Source organism: Alkaliphilus peptidifermentans DSM 18978, assembly GCF_900101495.1.
Classification (GTDB): Bacteria; Bacillota; Clostridia; order Peptostreptococcales; family Natronincolaceae; genus Alkaliphilus_C; species Alkaliphilus_C peptidifermentans.
In genome coordinates this window covers 17,513-35,992 of the sequence record NZ_FMUS01000023.1, presented here as the reverse complement: position 1 = coordinate 35,992, position 18,480 = coordinate 17,513, and the positions used below count along the sequence as shown (strand labels likewise).

The following is an 18,480-nucleotide window of genomic DNA, read 5'->3' as shown; positions in this document are numbered from 1 at the left end:
GGAGGATACAGCGAAGCGTCCTAGGGAACGCATGGGTTCCCTGGAAACAAAAGCATTTTATCCATAGATAATTAATGCAATAAATGCTTTTGATCATGTTAATAATCTTATTAGGTGGGATATAAATGACTCATGGTGGAAATATATACGAAATTGAAAAAAGAACCGGTATTGCTAAAGATAGTATACTAGATTATAGTTCAAATATTAACCCTTTAGGAGTACCAGATGGTTTGAAAAAGATTATATGTGACGGGATTGATGATTTAACAAAATATCCAGACATTAATTATCATGAATTGAAGGATTCTATAGCACAGTATTATAGATTAAGTGTAGAGGATATATTGGTGGGGAATGGCGCAGCACAAATTATATTTGATTTTATTAATGCTGTAGCTCCCCGAAATACTCTAATAGTACAGCCAACCTTCAGTGAATATGAAAGGGCCTTAAATATTGGAGGAAAAAATATTATTCACTATTTTTTAAGGGAAGAGGATTCTTTTCAATTAAATGTTGATAATTTGTTAAAATATTTAGCTGCTGATAAAAGTATTGATATGGTAATAATATGTAATCCAAATAACCCTACAGGGAGGTTGATCTCAAAGGGTGAGATGATGTGTATTATTGATTTCTGTGAGGAAAATAATATATTCCTGATAATAGATGAAGCTTTTATGGATTTTGCTGATGAAATGGGTATACATACATTGATGAATGAATGCAAAAAATATAAAAATCTAATGGTTGTAAGGGCCTTTACAAAATTTTATGGAATACCAGGTTTACGCCTAGGATTCGGTGTAACCAGTAATTTAGATATTAAAAATAGAATTGAATTGTTATCATTGCCATGGAATATCAACACTTTTGCCAGTTATTTTGGCAGAATACTTTTATCAGAGGATAAGTATGTAGCAAATAGCTTTAAATGGCTTAAAAATGAAAGGGTTAATTTTTTTAATAAACTAAATGAAATTAAAGTGCTAAAGGTTTTTTCCTCTGAAACAAATTTTGTGCTACTTAAGCTATTAGAAAATAATTATACAGCAAAAACCCTTCAGGCAAATTTACTTAAAAGGGGTATATTAATAAGAGATTGCTCTAGCTTTAAGGGATTAAATGAAAAATATATTAGATTAGCTGTTAAAGATGGAGCCTCAAATGAAAGGTTAATTAAAGAGCTAAAGAGTATTATAAAAGAAAAAAACACTTGGATTAACAAGTGTTAATGAGAGTTACATGCCGGACATAAACCATAAAAGGATAAATGCTGTTTGGTTATGGTGTAATTAGCGATGCTGGCTACAGTTGAAACAAGATCCTTAAAATAATCTTCAGATAGATCTTCAACCTTATTGCATTTTGTACAAATGATGTGAGGATGAATTTGAGGGTTAGGATCATATCTAAAGCTATTTTCCCCAAGATTTATTACTTGGATTAAACCGAGATCTGCAAATAATTCAAGTGATTTATACACTGTAGCTAAGCTAATGGTAGGATAACTAGGTTCAAGCATTTTAAAGATTGCTTCCGCATTAGGATGATTTTTGTTGTCCTTTAAAACATGATATACTGCTAATCTCTGTGGTGTAATTTTACACCTATTGTCTTTCAATGTTCTTACTAGGGTCTCCATCTAAACACCCCCCAAAATTTTGTAAAGCATCCATTATTCACCCTAATTATAAATTAACGTTAATAAATTGTCAATCCTTGTTAAGAAAGTTTATTAAATATTTACAAAATTAAACTTATAGGAGGAAGAAAAATTGTATAAACTTGTTGTTTTAGATATGGATGGTACATTGCTAAATAGTGAAAATGAGGTTAGCCAAGAGAATAAAAATGCATTAAAAAAGGTACAAGAGGTTGGAATTAAGGTAGCCATAGCAACAGGCAGGATATTTACTTCTGCACGGTTTTATGCTGAAATTTTAGGGATTCAAACTCCAATAATAGCTTGTAATGGCGCATTGATTCGAAATTACCACGATAACAAAGTATTATACTCAAATTCTATAGATTTGGAGGATGCCCTTAAGATAATTGAAATATGTAGGAAAAATGATATATATTTTCACTTCTATGATCAAGAAAAGCTATATGTGGATCGTCAAAAAATAAACTATCTCGACACCTATTATTGGAAAGGGAGAAAAAGAATCAATGAAGTAATCCATATAGAACCATTGGATGATGTTGTCTCTTTTATTACTAACAACAATCTGGAAATACTAAAATTTGTAATTGTAGATGAAGATAGAGAGAAGTTAGAAACTTTAAGAAAGGATTTTAATAGTATTCAAAACATTGAAGTTGATAAATCATGGTATAATAATTTGGAGATAATGAACCAAGGTGTTTCTAAAGGAAGGGCCATATCAAAGCTGGCAGGGGTTATGGATATAAAAAGAGAAGAGATTATTGCCTTTGGAGATAACTATAATGACCTATCAATGAAAGACCATGTAGCTGCTTTTGTAGCTATGGGCAATAGTGAAGAAGAAGTAAAAAATAAAGCCGATTACTTAACTGATTCAAATGATCAGCATGGAGTAGCCCGTGGTATAGAAAAACTTGTTTTATAGTTTAGGAGAGCTAAAATGAAAACTGTAGCTATTACAAAATCAATTGATTATGAGTACGATAATGTTAGAAGAGCCCTTGAGGAAAGTGTATTTTATTTAGGTGGACTAGATAAGTATGTAAAGAAGGGACAGCGGGTTTTATTAAAGCTAAATTTGCTGATGAAAAAAAAGCCAGAGGAGGCTGTAACAACACACCCTATTTTCGTAAAAGCTTTAGGAGACCTATTGACCGAGTTTGGATGCGAAGTTATTGTAGGTGATAGTCCAGCAGGACCATATACAGTAAAGCATCTGGAGGGTATTTATCGAGCCTGTGGTATCGAGGATATAGCTAATGAAGGTGGCTTTATTTTAAACAAGAATATTGAAGTAATTGAAGAGGATTATCCAGAAGGCGAAGTTATTAAAAAAATAGATTTAATTAAAATAGTTAAAGAGGTAGATGTTGTTATTTCAGTATCTAAACTAAAAACCCATGGAATGGCTGTGTTTACAGGAGCAGTAAAAAATATGTTTGGAGTAATACCAGGATTACAGAAAGTAGACTATCATTTTAAAATGCCTGATGTACATCAGTTTTGTAATATGCTGGTGGATGTATGTAGCTTTGTTAAGCCCACATTGTCTTTTATGGATGGGATAATTGGAATGGAAGGGGAAGGACCATCAGCAGGTAACCCAAGAGAAGTAGGACTAGTATTAGCTTCCGAAAGTCCATATCATCTTGATGCTGTTGCCGCCAAAATAATTGGAATTAACCCAGTTGATATTCCTTCTGTAAGAAGCTGTATAGAGAGGGGCTTTATTGATGAAAATCTTGTAGATTGTCAGATTAAAGGCTTATTAATTGAAGAATGCAAGGTTGAAAAATTTAAAGTACCAAGTATGAATAGCATACATTTTATCAAGGGCAGAGTGCCTGTATTCCTAGAAAATATACTAATGAACACACTTCAGCCTAAACCAGTATTTGTTCATAAGGATTGTATTGGTTGTAGAGATTGTGAAGTTAGTTGTCCGCCAGATGCTATAACAATGATAAACAATAAGCCCTATGTTGACCTAAAAAAATGTATTAGATGCTTCTGCTGTCAAGAATTATGCCCCAAAAAGGCAGTTCTAATAAAACGCAAAAAGTTAGTTGATCGGTTACTACGAATGTAAATAGGTAGCTGAAATGAATAGCATTTAACCAACTGGAAACCCTTAATATATAAAATATAGGGAGGGTTTCTGTGAAAAGTAAAAGGATATTAGAGCCAATTGTATGTATTTCAAGAAGTGCTATAAAAGGAGAAGCTATTTCTGAGGCGTTAAATGGATTACCAATAAATAATATTATTAAAGATGGAGATCATGTTGTAATTACACCAAATTGGGTGAAGGCAAAACCAGCTAATACTGGCACTGTTGTTGGACCTCAAACATTACGGGAATTAATAAAATACATAAAGAAGTTGAATCCCAGAAGGATTACTGTCGCATGTGGTTCTGGTGGGGATGAAACTCAAAATGTCTTTAATAAGGTTGGATATAAAAAAGTTATAGAAGAGGAAAAGATAGAGTTCATAGATTTAAACTATGGACCCTATGAGGAATTATTTCTAAAGCATAATATAATAAAAGCTACTAAAATAAATAGTCTTATCAAAGAGGTTGATGTTCTAATAAGCTTTAGCCAGCTAAAAGTCCATGAAGAAGCTACAATTAGTGGAACGGTTAAAAATATAGCCTTAGGTTGGCCACCTGCTGAGATTCACGGCTTTCCAAAGAAAAAATTAGGTATACATGAAGATCTTCACGGTTTTATTGCAGCAATTACTAAAGAAATACCTATTGATTTAGCTATTTTAAGTGTCGATAAGGCTATGATTGGTACTGGACCCTCTGACGGAAAACCAGTAAATACTCAAGGGTTAATTATAGCCTCAACAGATGCCATTGCAGCAGATGCAATTGGTGCGAGATTACTGGGATTTTTGCCTCAAGCTGTTAGTTATATATACCAATTACACAAGGAAGGTATAGGTGAAGCTGACCCTAAAAACATGCTAATGAAGGGGTTGAGCTTAGAAGAGGCTGAAAAGATATTTTCGTTGGCTGCCTATAATCAAGAGATAGTTTTGGATAAAAACAATCAAATTAAGAATTTACATGGTAATCAATAGGAGGACAGAGTTGTCCGCAGACTGATGAAAAACCCCCATCTTCTTCGTTGCTTCAAATACCTAGCACCCTTACGTATTTCTGTATACGCTGCCTTCGCTAGGTATTTTTGCGCCTCAAATCTGAGGATTTTTGATCAGTCTGCATTTTGATGGCTTTGTCATCAACTAGGGTTGTTCGCCCCAACAGGTATTATTTATTTCTTCAATTAATTACTCATTCAAATAGATCTTATTTGGTAAGATAAATAATACCAACTGTTTTAGGACCACAGTGACTGGAAATTACACAGCCTGCATTTGTAATTATTACATTTTTTATGGGCAACAGGCTCTGTAGTTCTTCCTTCAAGCTCTGGGCCTCTGCATCTGCCTCGGAATGAGTAATGAAAACTGTACTTAAATCTAGATTTTCCCTATCTTTTAGAAGGATCTCAAGAAGGGTTTTTAGGGCCTTATCCATTTTACCCCTGGTTTTATGACCAAGTATCATCTTACCCTCAACAACCTGAATAATTGGCTTGATTTTAAACATTCCCCCTACAAAGCTTTGCAATGCAGAGCATCTGCCACCCTTATGTAAATAATCCAAAGTATTTATAACAAAAGCAGTTTTAACCTTTGGTACACTTTCTTGTAGTATTGCAGAAATCTCTTGTAGAGATAATCCTTCCTTAGCATATTCTGCTGCCTTTAGCGCAAGAATACCAATTCCAGTTGATAGGTTAAATGAATCAACTATTTTAATGCGACCGTCAGGAAATTCATTTGCAGCAATTTTTGCATTTTGAATGGTTGATGATATCTTAGAGGATAAGCCGACGTACAAAATATCACTTCCATTATCAATATGGGGTTTAAAGACTTCATGAAAATCATTTGGTGAAGGAGCTGCAGTTTTAGGCAACTGTCCTAGCTTATTAACCCTAGAGTAAAGGTCAGTAGTATTAATATCAATACCATCCTTATAGCTATCTTCGTTAAATACAACATATAGTGGAACAATGGCAATATCTAGTTCCTTTAGTAAAGTTGGTGAAAGATCACAGGTGCTATCGGTTATAATTTTTATACTTGCCATTTAAAGTCCTCCCTTATAAATATACCTATAATATTTATATTACTCAAAAACAAAAAAATATCAAACTCCAAATAGTAAAAATATCCCTTTAAAAGCAAATACATCGTTAGTATATCAATATTCATGATGAAGTAAAAATAATATTATAGTATAATAAAATATACATGTATCAACTAATTATACAGTTTAATATCAAATAAATAAAATCTTATTATATAAGGAGGGGTTATAATTGTGTACTTATTCTGTTAGAGCTGCAACACAAAATGATATTGAAGAAATTACTAAGATATACAATCAAGGAATAGAAGATGGCTTAGCTACCCTAGAGACAAGACTAAGGACAGTTGAAGAAATGGACAACTGGTTTATACAACGAAATGATAGATATAGGGTATTGGTGATAGTAAAAAATGATAGAGTAGAGGGATGGGCTTCCTTGAATATATTCAGTTCAAGATCTGCTTATGATGGTGTGGCTGATATATCTATATACATAGATAGAGAAATGAGGGGTAAGGGCTTAGGAAAAGAGCTTTTAAAGCATCTGTGTATAGCAGCCACCACCAATGATTTCCATAAGTTGGTTTTAAGTACCTTCAATAATAATGAAGCTGGAAAAAATCTTTATAAGGCAATGGGCTTCAGAGAGGTGGGTACTTATCAGCGACAGGGAAAAATAAATGGTGCTTGGGTGAATGTTACAATTATGGAAAAGCTACTCATATAAAACTGTGGAACATCTCTAAGCACTAATGTACTTATCTTATACTTCAGTATAAAAATCCAGTTTGTCATATAAATCTTTCTTTGTCTTCAGTCTAGAATCTTCTTTATTATTAAAGTAGGTTCATTTTTGTAGAGGACATAAAAAACCTATAAAACTTTATCTATAGTAGGAGTACTTAGTATAAATAAATTCTATTATTAATATTGTTAAATATTTAATATAATCTAGATGAAATATATAGATTTTATAAAGGGAGGATGAAAATGAATACAGATAAAGGCAAGATTATTGCAACAGGTGGAATTATAGGTTTATTTGGAGCACTGTTGGTTAAATTTGGAAACCCAGTAAATATGGGGGTCTGTGTTGCTTGTTTCTTTAGGGATATAGCAGGTGGCTTAGGACTACATAGAGCTTCGGTTGTTCAGTACCTTAGACCAGAGATTTCTGGATTTATTCTAGGTGCCTTTGGAATGGCAAAGGTAAAAGGTGAATTTAAACCCCGTGGAGGATCATCTCCATTGCTGAGATTCATATTAGGCTTCTTTCTAATGATTGGCGCCCTCGTGTTTTTAGGATGTCCATTACGAATGATTCTAAGGTTAGCGAATGGTGATTTAAATGCTATTACAGGTATTATAGGGTATACAGCAGGTATTTGGGTAGGTATTCAATTTCTAAAAAGAGGATTTACTTTAGGAAAAAGCACCACTAATTCTACTGCAGCTGGTTACACTATGCCTATTTTTGCAGTTGCAATTCTGCTCTTATTAGTAGCAGCACCAACATTTATTTTCTTTAGCGAAAGTGGTCCTGGCTCTATGGCTGCGCCAGTAACTCTAGCATTAGGTGCTGGGTTGTTAATTGGAGCACTACTACAAAGAACAAGGCTCTGTACTGCGGGTGGCTTCCGTGATGCTATGTTAATTAAGGATTATCATTATATGATCGGATTAATAGGTATATTTGTTTTTGCTTTACTAGGTAATGTAATTTTTAACTTCGAAACCTTTAAGATTGGCTTCGAAGGGCAACCAATTGCACACAATGATCATTTGTGGAACTTTTTAGGTATGTCACTTGCAGGTATTACTGCTGTACTTTTGGGAGGGTGTCCATTAAGACAAACTATACTTGCTGGTGAAGGAGATGGAGACGCTACAATAACAATAATAGGGTTAATGGCAGGAGCAGCCTTTGCCCATAACTTTGGATTAGCTGCTAGCCCAGCTGGAGTAACTACCAATGGCAAAGTAGCGGTCATTATTGGTATTATTGTTGCGTTAGCAATTGGATTAAGTGTAATTGCTAGTGTTGCTAAGGAAAAGGCAGCTAGATTAAAGAAGAGAGAAGGAGGCGTTGAGGTTGGAATATAATATCATTGATGCACGAGGTAGATCTTGTCCTGAGCCAGTGATTATGACTAAACAGATCCTTGAAAACTACAATGGTGAAATCGTAAAGGTGTTAGTCGATACAATGGTGGCGGTAGAAAACATTAAACGCTATGCAGGAAATCAGGGCTTTTTAGTAGAAGTAGAAGAAGCAGAAGATGAATATGCACTAAAAATAAGAAAATAAAGGTGATATCTTGAATAATTACTATTGTGTTATGACATTTCACTCAACATATCATGCACTAAATTTCGAGAAAATTTTAAAGGAATTTAATTATGAGGTTAGGCTTATGCCTGTCCCTAGGCAAGTAAGCTCCAGCTGTGGAACAGCTGCAGAATTTCAATGTGAAAAAAAAGCAGATATTCTAAAAATCTGTTTAGATAATCATATTGAAATGGATGATATACATCGTATCGAGAACCAGAAAAAAAACAACTGGTTTGTAAAGCTATTAAATGACAAAGGATAAAAGGTAAAAAATAATAATAATTTTTATTTAGCATCAGCCTAAAAACTATAACGAGGGACATATGTCACTATAATAGGGACATTTAACAAATATCCTAATCCTATTTTTCATTGTATGATATTTTTATAACAACAACGTTGTTAATTTATCAACAAAATGAAAAGTATGGAGGGAAAATAATGAAGAAAAAAAGTTTAGCAATTTCTCTAGCATTAGTTTTAATTTTAACTGTTTTAGTTGGATGTACACAGAATGAAGTTAAAGTAGATACACCTGATAAAGCAACAGAAGTAGATGTTTTAGTTATCGGCGGTGGCGGAGCTGGTCTTGTGTCGGCAATAACAGCTGCTGAAAAAGGTGCAAATGTTTTACTTATAGAAAAGATGCCTATGCTTGGTGGAAACACAATGATATCTGCTACTGGTCTTACAGCTTCAGATACAAAAATACAAGAAGAAGCAGGTGTTACCTTCACAGTTCAAGATCATATTGATAGAACAATGAAGGAAGGTAAGGACTTACCAAATTTAGAACTAGTAACAATTTTAGCGGAAAACAGTAATGCGGGATTAGAATGGTTATTGTCTTTAGGCTTAGAATACAAGATGCATGCAACTGAGGCTTGGACACTTGTGCCTGTTGAAGGACACTTTGGATCATTAATGATTGCTGCTTATAGAAAAGAAGCAGAAAAGTACGACAACCTAGAAATCAGATTAAATACAAAAGCAACTGAATTAGTAATGGAAGATGGTAAGGTTGTTGGTGCGAAGGTAGAAGGTAAGGATGGAGAATACACAGTTAAAGCTAATGCAGTTATATTAGCTACCGGTGGATTAGGAAACGCTCCTGATGTAATTGCAGAGTACAATCCTAAGTATGGTGGTGGAACAGGTACAATGAGTACAGCTGGAGCCACTGGAGACGGAATAAAAATGGCTACTGCAATTGGTGCAGATGTTGTTGATATGGAGCACCACATGATGAGACCTTTAGCTACTCCAGGCTATTGGATTAGAGAAACAGTAGTAAGTGATGAAGAAATTGGCGGTATTCTAGTTAATAAAAGTGCAGTTAGATTTACAGATGAAACAGCCCACAGATGGGATATGGTACCAGAGGTTGCGAAGCAAGATGGTGGAGTTGCATATGTAATATTTGATGCAGATGTTGCAGAAACCGGCAATGGTAAAGCTGCAATTGATAAGGCTAAAATGATTTCAGCAGACACAATTGAAGAATTGGCAACTAAGTTAGGCTTAGACCCAGCAGCTTTAGTAGCTACTGTTGAAGCTTACAACAACGGTGAAGATGAGTTTGGTAGAAAGACTATGGGTAAAGTTACAGCAGCACCTTTCTACGGAGTACAAGCTGAAGTTGCTTCCCACTTTACAATGGGTGGTTTAGCCTTCAACAAAAATACAGAAATTCTAGATACTAATGGTAATCCGATTCCAGGACTATACGGAGTTGGCGAAGTTCTTGGTGGATTATATGGAGCTGGTCGTGTATATGGAAATGATACAATGGGTAATGTTGTATTCGGTAAAATTGCAGGTGAAAATGCAGTAGGTAAGTAATATTTCTCCCCCATAATATAATAAAGCCCATGCTCACGCAGCATGGGCTTTTATACTATACAAGTTTAACCTGATGATATACCTTCTTTCCCTTTCTGATCATTATTGTATCATTGTTAAATAGCGATTCACTAATTGTCATATTAAAATCAGTTACTTTTTCCTCATTAATCGAAATACCACCCTGTTGAACCAAGCGACGACCTTCACCACGGGAAGGAGACAAATCAGTAGTTATCAATAAGGCTAAAATATCCATATCCTTCAATTGATCCTTACTTATTTCTGTAGTCGGAACAGAACCACCGATAGCCCCTTGACCAAATAAAGCTTTGGCTGCCTCTTCGGCCTTTGTAGCTTCATCTGCTCCATGTACCAGCTTAGTTACTTCAAAGGCAAGAATTTCTTTAGCCTTATTAATTTCTGAACCCTGTAAAGCTCCAAGCTTTCTTACCTCATCCATTGGTAGGAAGGTAAGTAAAGATAGACAGTTTTCAACATCCTTATCATCTACATTTCTCCAGTATTGATAGAATTCAAAGGGAGATGTTTTTTCTGGATCAAGCCAGATTGCACCAGATTCTGTTTTACCCATTTTTTTACCTTCGCTGGTAGTAAGCAGAGTAAAGGTCATGCCATATGCAGATTCACCTTCAATCCGTCGAATTAAATCGGCTCCAGCTATAATATTAGACCATTGATCGTCGCCACCTAGCTGCATACGACAACCGTGTCTACGGTATAGCTCTAAAAAGTCATAGGCTTGCATAATCATGTAATTGAATTCAAGAAAGGACAATCCCTTCTCCATTCTGTTTTTATAACACTCAGCAGTTAGCATCCTATTTACAGAGAAATGCTTACCCACTTCCCTTAAAAAGGGAACATATTCTAACTCCATTAACCAATCTGCGTTATTGGCCAAAATCCCCTTATCCTCTGTAAAATCTAAAAAACCTTTTGTTTGTTGGATAAAACGATCTCCGTTATGATTTATTTCTTCGGGAGTTAGCATCCTTCTCATGTCTGTTCTACCAGATGGATCTCCAACCATAGCAGTACCTCCACCAATCAAAAAAATAGGTTTATGTCCTGCTCTTTGAAGATGAGCCATTGTAATAACCTGAAGGAAATGACCGATATGAAGACTATCGGCTGTTGGATCAAAGCCTATATAAAAGGTTACTTCTTCTTTTCCTAATAGCTCTCTAATCTCATCCTCGTGGGTTGCTTGCTTTATGAATCCTCTTTCTTTAAGAATATCAAAAACATTTGTCATTTTTATTACCTCCTAAGACTTATTTTTCAAAAATAAAGGGTCTTATCATCCAAAAAGGACGAGAAGACCCGTGGTACCACCTTTATTTACATGATTGTAATTACAATACATGCCTCTAATCACTATAACGGGTGAAACCGTTGAAGCTTTTACTTCAAAACTCTAGAGTGTATTTCATCTATCCATGTACTGTAGATTTTTCAGCAACCAACCTACTCTCTAAATTGTAACCATGGAGACTTATGTACTCCTTCATAGTCTACTATTTATATTATTTTGAATTATATTATCAAAAAAAACCATTAAATACAAGTGAATTACTAAAAATAAATATTTATTCTAATAAATTATATTATAGCTCTAAATATTAGTATGTCTTTTATTTCAGAACCTAAACATTACAACTATTACCAATATAAACTTTTCTATAACCATAGTAAAATAGAATTATGTAAAAAGCTAAAAAAGGGGATATTTTATGGGACAAAAAAAGTTTAAAATTACTACAATGGTTATACTAATTAGTTTTGTGCTATCGATTCTAACCTTAACTTCATATTACATATTCGCACAGAAGCATGAGGATTCAAGCTTGAATGATATAGCTGAAATAGAAGATGTTGAAGATGAAAAGGAAAGTATAGAAGAAAACTTAACAGATAATGAAAATATAATTGATGAAATTGAAAGTGAAGAAGAGGCTGCTGATGATATATCTCGGGACGAAGAGGCTATATCAGGGATTGAGGAAAATGTCAAAAATGATGAAAATAAGAAAGATAATAAAAATGAAGCAAACACAAAAAAAACAGAAGAAAAAGATAAGGCAGTAGAACATAATAATTCAACTGATTCAATCGATAGTAACAAAGAAAATAAAGAACAGGAACGGTTATTAAATGAAACCTTAAATAGATATGTTTTGGACATGATTAAGACATACCCCATTGGTACTCCATATTTACTTAATACAGACTATGCAAATTATAATGGAGTCACAACCAATCTGTATTATAAAGATACATTACTATTAAGAGCTAATCCAAAGGGAGATCGAGCTAGTCACTGTGTAGGAATAACCTTTGAAGTGTTTTTTAAAGCAATGCAAGAGCGTAACAGAGCAGTAGGACTATCGGCAGATGATTTAAATGGAATGAACTGGGATCAGCTGTATGATTTTGTTTTAACTTGGTATGTTGCAAGCAGTAATAAAAGCACCCATAATTTAACCGTTGCATTAGAAAAATATGGAGTGGGAAGACGTATAAATAATTTAGAAGATGCAAGGGCAGGAGATTTCATCGATTTTTCAAGAGAAAATCATACTGGTCATACTGTTGTGTTTCTTAACTGGATTAAGGATAACGAAAAAATTGTAGGGTTAAGATATTGGTCTAGTCAAAAATCAACTAATGGAATAAATTATAGGGAAGAATACTTTAATATATTAAATGAAGATGGAAAAAAGTATGGCAATATAATTATAGATCAGGTTTATATAGGCAGAGTTTCGTCAATCAATAGTTATAAGACTTATTAATAAAGACCTAAGCCTCCTTTGGTATGTTGTTGACTTAAACAACCTCATCATAAGGAGGCTTTAGCTTGTAGACGATTTTATTTTTTAGTAGCTTAAATAGGGAGGGTTTTACTAATATTTAAAGAATTACTTATCTATAAGTTTACTTAGGAGGGCGGAAAATGAAGCCAAAAAAGCTAAGGGATTACGGTATAATTATCGGAAAAATGAAACCAGGTAGATATAATGCTATAACTGATGTAGAAGGTGTAAAGGTGGGACACACTACACTGATGGATGGTGATATTAATACTGGTGTTACAGCTGTGCTTCCCCATGAAGGAAATTGCTTCAAAAAAAAGGTGATGGCAGCTTCCCACATAATAAATGGTTTTGGAAAAACCCTTGGTACTGTCCAGATAAATGAATTGGGAACTATTGAAACTCCCATAATTTTAACTAATACATTAAACATAGGTATTGCCTCCGATGCCTTAATACATTATATGATTGATAAAAATCCTGACATTGGTATAACTACCGGAACTGTTAATCCTGTTGTAGCAGAATGTAATGATGCTTATTTAAATGATATAAGAGGAGTACATGTTAGTAAAAAAGATGTAATTGATGCAATTAAAAATGCAAAAAACGAGTTCAGTGAAGGTTCTGTGGGAGCAGGCACAGGTATGTCGTGTTATCAGTTAAAGGGTGGTATAGGCTCCGCTTCAAGAGTAATTACCTTTAATGATATGGAATATAAAATTGGGGTCTTAGTGCTGTCAAATATGGGTAAAAAGGAAGATTTATTAGTCAATGGAAAAGCCCTTGGAAAGTTAATTGTGGAATTAGAAGGGAATGCAGAAACAGATGGCGATAAGGGATCAATAATAATTATTGTTGCAACCGATTTACCTGTAACAGAAAGACAGTTAAAAAGAATAGCCAAGCGTTCTGTTGTTGGATTAAGTAGAACAGGCGCCTACATTGGACATGGAAGTGGTGACATCGCCATTGCCTTTACAACTGCTAATAAAATAAATCATTATGAGGAAGATAAAATAATAAATATTCAAATGGTTAATGAAGCACACATAGATATGATTTTTCAAGCAACAGTAGAGGCAACAGAGGAAGCAATTTTAAATTCAATGATTGCAGCTGATACAATTTTTGGCCGCAATGGCCATTATAGAAAATCCTTAAAGGAGTACATACATTTATATTATAAGTAAAAAATGTCTAAATCATTGAGTCGTTGTAAAATTAATAAACTCCAGACTGTCAAAAATTTCTCAGTTTGGAGTCAAGAATAGTCAGACAGATATTTAATTGATTTTAATCTTGAATAATTTCAACAGCCCCAGCCTGCTCCATAGCTTCTCTTATACGGTTGGTAGCATGCTTTGAAGCTTCTACAGCAACTATAACTCCTTCCTTGCCCTTTAAACCGGGTATGCCAGCTGCAAAGGTGTCCAGCTCATTTAAGCTATCTCCCTCGGTTTTAATAAATGTAACTTCATCCACAGCATCTCTAAAGGTAAAGTGGGTTTGTTCCTTGGCTAAACTGCTTACAATCATATCCTTACGATGAAAACCAATGATTCGTAAGCTGTCTATCAATCCACTTGCTTGTTGTTCATCTATAAATCTAGCAATTAATCTCATAGATTTCACCTCCATGGTTTAGTATTACCTATAATAAGGTAATTAATAATACCTAATATAGCAAATTGACATGTAACACTTCTACAATTATATATAATATAATTTGTAAACCCTTAACAACTTTCAGATTATTAGTATTATTTTAATAATTACGCAGGAAAAAAAACTTATTATATTGAATAATATTATTGTATGTCCATAATCTATGATACATAAATTATGGACATACAGGGAGAAATATAAAAAAGGGAGGATGCAAATGTTGAGAAATGTAAAAAAACTTAGTGTAATGATGCTGGTAGTTGCTTTAGTAATTGGTTTGTTTTCACCGATAAACGTAGCCTATGCAGCAGAGAGAGTAACCATTACCGTTTTAGGTACCGCTGACATTCATGGAACTATCTTCAACTGGAGCTACGAAGATAATCGTGTTGATGATCGTGGAGGAATGGTAAAGCTTGCTACTATAGTAGAGCAAGTAAGAGAAGAAAACCCTAATACAATTCTTATCGACAATGGAGATACTATTCAGGGTACATTATTAACTGATGACTTATTCAATACTGTTTTAATTGACGAGCCACATCCAGTAATTAAATCAATGAATTTAATGAATTATGATGCTATGACTTTAGGAAATCATGAGTTTAACTTTGGCACAGACCTTATTAAAAAAATTGAAGCCGAGGCCAATTTCCCATTGCTTTCAGCTAACACATTCTATAAGGCTGACGATAGTTACTTTGTCGAGCCGTACACAATAGTAGAGTTAAATGGAATAAAGGTTGGAATCATTGGTTTAACTACACCAAATATTCCAGTTTGGGATGGACCTAAGGTTACAAACCTTAAGTTTAATGCAATGCATGAAGAGGCTGAAAGGCTATATAAAGAGTTAACTGAAGAAAAGGGTGTAGATATAGTTATTGCTACTGCCCATGCTGGTCTAGAGGGAAGATATGAAAATGAAGGTTCTAAAGCAAGTCTGATAACAGAAAAAGTGCCTCAATTGGCAATGATGCTTTTAGGTCATGATCATGACACTAAAAACATGGAGGTTAATGGGGTTCCTGTTGTTGCACCAAGGAATGCAGCAAGGGAAATTGCAAGAGTAGATATTACCCTAGAAAAGCAAGGAGATAAGTGGGTAATTGTAGATAGAAAAGCAGAAATAATAGTAGCTCAAGATTTTGAAGCAAATGCAGATTTAGCAGATGCTTTAAAGAGTGAGCAGCAAAGAACATTAGACTTCATAAGCAACACAGTAGCTACTGCAACTGCAGATTTTGTTCCTGAATATGAAGTTAAAAGCCTGTATCTTCCAGCAGCTCAATTGATGGATTCAGCTGTTATTGACCTAATTAATAATGTACAGCTTGAATATACAGGAGCAGATATAGCTGCTGCGGCGTTATTTGATAACTACTCAAATATTAAAGAGGGACCTGTTTCCTATGGAGACATATTTGGAATTTATAAATATCCTAATACACTATATGCAGTAGAGGTAACTGGTAGTGAATTAAAGGATTATATGGAATGGTCTGCTAGCTACTATAACACATATCAGCCTGGAGATATTACAATAAGCTTTAACCCAGAAATCAGAGGTTATAATTATGATATGTTCCAGGGAGTAGATTACAAGATAGACATTTCAAAGGAGCCTGGAAATAGAATAGTTGATTTAACCTTTAAGGGAGAGCCAGTAAAGGATGATCAAGTATTTAAATTGGCTATTAATAACTACAGATTTAGTGGATTAGAGAATTTAGGTATCATTAGTAATGATGCATACTTTGTTTCAGATCCTAAGTCATTAAGAAGCTATATTTTAGATTATATTAGCGAGAAGGGAATTCTTGAGCCAGAAGTTGATAACAACTGGGAGGTTATTGGTGCTCCATTAACCCATTGGGCAAGAGAAGATGCTGTAAACTTAATTAATAAAGAAATTTTTGAAATTCCTGCCCATGAACGTTCATGGAATGCCCATAGTATTAATTTAGAAAAGCAAACGACTAGAGGCGAATATGTAAAAGCTTTAGTTAAAGCTTTAGGAGCAGATTTACCTACTATACCAGATATCGAAGAATATAGGTTTTCTGATGTAGAAGCTAATTTAGCACCTTATATTGAAGCGGCTTATTTACTAGATATTACTGGTGGTGTAAGTGAAACAAGTTTTGCACCTAATGAAAAAGTTACAAGAGAGCAAGCCTTTGTATTCTTAATTAGAGCTTTAAACTTAGCAGATGAATATGACATAGCTGTTCTTGATCAATTCAATGATAAAGATAAAATTAGCCCATGGGCTAAAGAATCAATGGCGGCTGCTGTACAATTAGGCCTTGTAGGTGGATACAGTGATGGTACATTTAGACCTGATGCAGTAATCAAATGGGGAGAAATGGCCAAAATTCTTAATAGTTATTTAGTAGACTTTGATAAAATCTCTATCGTACACACAAATGATATGCATGGTAGAGTTCTATATAATCAAAGTGCTGGAGAAATGGGTCTTGCAAAAATAGCTACAATAGTAGATAACATTAAGAAAGACAATACAAACACATTATTGTTTGATATGGGAGATACTTTCCACGGTACTAATTATGTAGTATTTAATGATGGTGATGCAGCTGTCAAGGCTATGAACCTAATGGGCTATGATGCTATGGTTCCAGGTAACCATGACTTTAACTATGGTCAGAAAAGATTGTTAGAGCTGGTTGATGCAGCTAAATTTCCAGTTATAAGTGCAAATGTTGTTAAAAATAATGAAGAAACTTTGCTAAAACCATATGTAATAATTGAAGAAATGGGTAAGAAAATTGCATTAATTGGTGTTACTGCAACAGATACAGCTGTAAAAACTCATCCAAATAATACTGTAGGTATAACATTTGAGGATGAAGTAGAAGTAGTACAAAGCTATGTAAATGAATTAGAAGGTACAGTAGATCATATTATTGTTTTATCCCATGCCGGAAATGATACAGATGAGCGAATTGCGGCTGAGGTTTCAGGAGTAGACTTAATACTTGGTGGACATAGCCACAGCACGTATGAAAAGCCAGTAAGAATAGCTGATACATATGTGACACAAGCATACGAGCATGGAAAAGCAGTAGGAATTACAAATATACTTTACTATAATGGAAAGTTCATTGGAGTAAATGGCCATCTAGTTCGAGATAATAGCAACATAAAGCCAAAAGCAGAGGTTGATGCTCTTCTAAACATCTATAAGTCTGAAGTGGAAACAGCGTTACAGGAAGTAATTGCAGAAGTTGATGTTACTTTAGATGGAGCAAGAGAAGATGTACGAGTTAAAGAAACAAATCTAGGAAATCTTATTACTGATGCAATGCGTCAGGCTGTTGGAGCAGAAGTTGCCTTTACAAATGGTGGAGGAATCCGTGCAAGTGTTCCAGAAGGAGAAGTAACTCTAGAGCATATTATGACAGTACTTCCATTTGCAAATACTGTAGTTAAAATGGAAATGACTGGAGAGCAATTGCTAAAGAGTTTGGAATATAGCGTTAGATTATATCCAGAGCAAAATGGAGGCTTCCTTCATATTTCTGGAATGACATTCACCTACGACCCATCTAAACCAGAGGGAGAAAAGGTTGTTGAGGTCCTAATTGCTGGAGAAGCTTTAGTGCTTGATGAAATCTATACTGTTGCAACTAATGACTTTGTTGCAGCTGGTGGAGATGGATATGAGTGGTTAAAGGAAGCTAAAATCTTAGCAGATACTGGTGAAGTATTAAGCACAACAGTAATAAACTATTTACAGACTGGTGTTGAAATTCCAACGGTAGAAGGAAGAATTTCAATTGTTGAATAATTAAATATTATAAAAAGAAGCAGTTCCTTGGAACTGCTTCTTTTTATATGAAATTATTAACAGTGTTAAGTATGTTTTAAATTTTTAACTGGTAGACTTTTTTATGCATAAAATATAACTAGATTCCTATATTTG

General features: G+C 34.3%; 16 protein-coding genes and 1 other annotated feature. Of the genes, 12 read left to right on the top strand and 4 right to left on the bottom strand.

Annotation, left to right across the window (positions count from 1 at the left end):
• Positions 1-125 precede the first annotated feature (125 nt).
• Positions 126-1,238 carry a threonine-phosphate decarboxylase CobD gene (cobD, locus tag BLP68_RS15375; protein ID WP_091545524.1) on the top strand — a complete coding sequence of 371 codons (1,113 nt, stop codon included), beginning with the start codon at positions 126-128 and terminating at the stop codon, positions 1,236-1,238.
• On the opposite strand, the gene BLP68_RS15370 is transcribed toward cobD, so the two are convergent.
• Positions 1,235-1,648 carry a transcriptional regulator PerR gene (locus tag BLP68_RS15370; protein ID WP_091545522.1) on the bottom strand — a complete coding sequence of 138 codons (414 nt, stop codon included), beginning with the start codon at positions 1,646-1,648 and terminating at the stop codon, positions 1,235-1,237. The two genes, cobD and BLP68_RS15370, sit on opposite strands and share 4 nt — an antisense overlap.
• A gap of 133 nt (positions 1,649-1,781) precedes the next feature.
• Between BLP68_RS15370 and BLP68_RS15365 the strand changes: the two genes are divergently transcribed.
• The 3 genes from BLP68_RS15365 (at position 1,782) to BLP68_RS15355 (ending at position 4,768) form a co-directional block, all read left to right on the top strand.
• The gene (locus BLP68_RS15365) at positions 1,782-2,600 is read left to right on the top strand and encodes a Cof-type HAD-IIB family hydrolase (RefSeq protein ID WP_242877002.1); all 819 of its coding nucleotides are present in this window, start codon (positions 1,782-1,784) and stop codon (positions 2,598-2,600) included.
• A gap of 15 nt (positions 2,601-2,615) precedes the next feature.
• Positions 2,616-3,764 (top strand): DUF362 domain-containing protein, encoded by a 1,149-nt coding sequence (locus BLP68_RS15360; RefSeq protein ID WP_091545520.1) that lies wholly within the window; start codon positions 2,616-2,618, stop codon positions 3,762-3,764.
• Between the two features lie 71 nt (positions 3,765-3,835).
• Positions 3,836-4,768, top strand: coding sequence for a DUF362 domain-containing protein (locus BLP68_RS15355; RefSeq protein ID WP_091545518.1), 933 nt, complete (start codon positions 3,836-3,838; stop codon positions 4,766-4,768).
• A 229-nt stretch (positions 4,769-4,997) separates the two neighbouring features.
• On the opposite strand, the gene BLP68_RS15350 is transcribed toward BLP68_RS15355, so the two are convergent.
• Complete coding sequence (locus tag BLP68_RS15350) at positions 4,998-5,846, bottom strand: DegV family protein (RefSeq protein WP_091545517.1); 849 nt, start codon at positions 5,844-5,846, stop codon at positions 4,998-5,000.
• Between the two features lie 232 nt (positions 5,847-6,078).
• Between BLP68_RS15350 and BLP68_RS15345 the strand changes: the two genes are divergently transcribed.
• From BLP68_RS15345 to BLP68_RS15325, 5 genes are all read left to right on the top strand, one after another.
• Positions 6,079-6,576, top strand: coding sequence for an arsinothricin resistance N-acetyltransferase ArsN1 family A (locus tag BLP68_RS15345; protein WP_091545515.1), 498 nt, complete (start codon positions 6,079-6,081; stop codon positions 6,574-6,576).
• A gap of 263 nt (positions 6,577-6,839) precedes the next feature.
• A complete protein-coding gene (gene yedE, locus BLP68_RS15340) occupies positions 6,840-7,952 on the top strand; it encodes a YedE family putative selenium transporter (RefSeq protein WP_091545513.1) in 1,113 nt (370 codons plus the stop codon).
• Entirely contained in the window at positions 7,942-8,157 is a 216-nt protein-coding gene (locus BLP68_RS15335) for a sulfurtransferase TusA family protein (protein ID WP_091545512.1), read from the top strand. Before yedE ends, BLP68_RS15335 begins: the two co-directional genes overlap by 11 nt.
• A 10-nt stretch (positions 8,158-8,167) precedes the next feature.
• The gene (locus BLP68_RS15330; RefSeq protein WP_091545510.1) at positions 8,168-8,443 is read left to right on the top strand and encodes a putative Se/S carrier protein; all 276 of its coding nucleotides are present in this window, start codon (positions 8,168-8,170) and stop codon (positions 8,441-8,443) included.
• Between the two features lie 179 nt (positions 8,444-8,622).
• On the top strand, positions 8,623-10,023 hold the full coding sequence (locus BLP68_RS15325; protein ID WP_091545508.1) for an FAD-dependent oxidoreductase: 1,401 nt from the start codon (positions 8,623-8,625) through the stop codon (positions 10,021-10,023).
• A 55-nt stretch (positions 10,024-10,078) separates the two neighbouring features.
• On the opposite strand, the gene tyrS is transcribed toward BLP68_RS15325, so the two are convergent.
• Positions 10,079-11,302: a tyrosine--tRNA ligase gene (tyrS, locus tag BLP68_RS15320; protein WP_091545506.1), complete on the bottom strand. Its 1,224-nt coding sequence runs from the start codon at positions 11,300-11,302 to the stop codon at positions 10,079-10,081.
• 51 nt (positions 11,303-11,353) lie between these two features.
• Positions 11,354-11,567, bottom strand: a binding site (T-box leader).
• A 213-nt stretch (positions 11,568-11,780) separates the two neighbouring features.
• Between tyrS and BLP68_RS15315 the strand changes: the two genes are divergently transcribed.
• A complete protein-coding gene (locus BLP68_RS15315) occupies positions 11,781-12,842 on the top strand; it encodes a hypothetical protein (protein ID WP_091545504.1) in 1,062 nt (353 codons plus the stop codon).
• A gap of 161 nt (positions 12,843-13,003) precedes the next feature.
• Positions 13,004-14,056, top strand: a complete 1,053-nt coding sequence (locus tag BLP68_RS15310) for a DmpA family aminopeptidase (protein WP_091545502.1) — start codon at positions 13,004-13,006, stop codon at positions 14,054-14,056.
• A 103-nt stretch (positions 14,057-14,159) separates the two neighbouring features.
• Here BLP68_RS15310 and BLP68_RS15305 read toward each other — a convergent pair whose 3' ends face one another.
• Positions 14,160-14,489 carry a hypothetical protein gene (locus tag BLP68_RS15305; RefSeq protein ID WP_091545501.1) on the bottom strand — a complete coding sequence of 110 codons (330 nt, stop codon included), beginning with the start codon at positions 14,487-14,489 and terminating at the stop codon, positions 14,160-14,162.
• Between the two features lie 259 nt (positions 14,490-14,748).
• On the opposite strand from BLP68_RS15305, the gene BLP68_RS15300 reads away from it, so the two are divergent.
• Positions 14,749-18,345, top strand: a complete 3,597-nt coding sequence (locus BLP68_RS15300) for a 5'-nucleotidase C-terminal domain-containing protein (protein WP_091545499.1) — start codon at positions 14,749-14,751, stop codon at positions 18,343-18,345.
• The last annotated feature ends 135 nt before the right edge of the window (positions 18,346-18,480 follow it).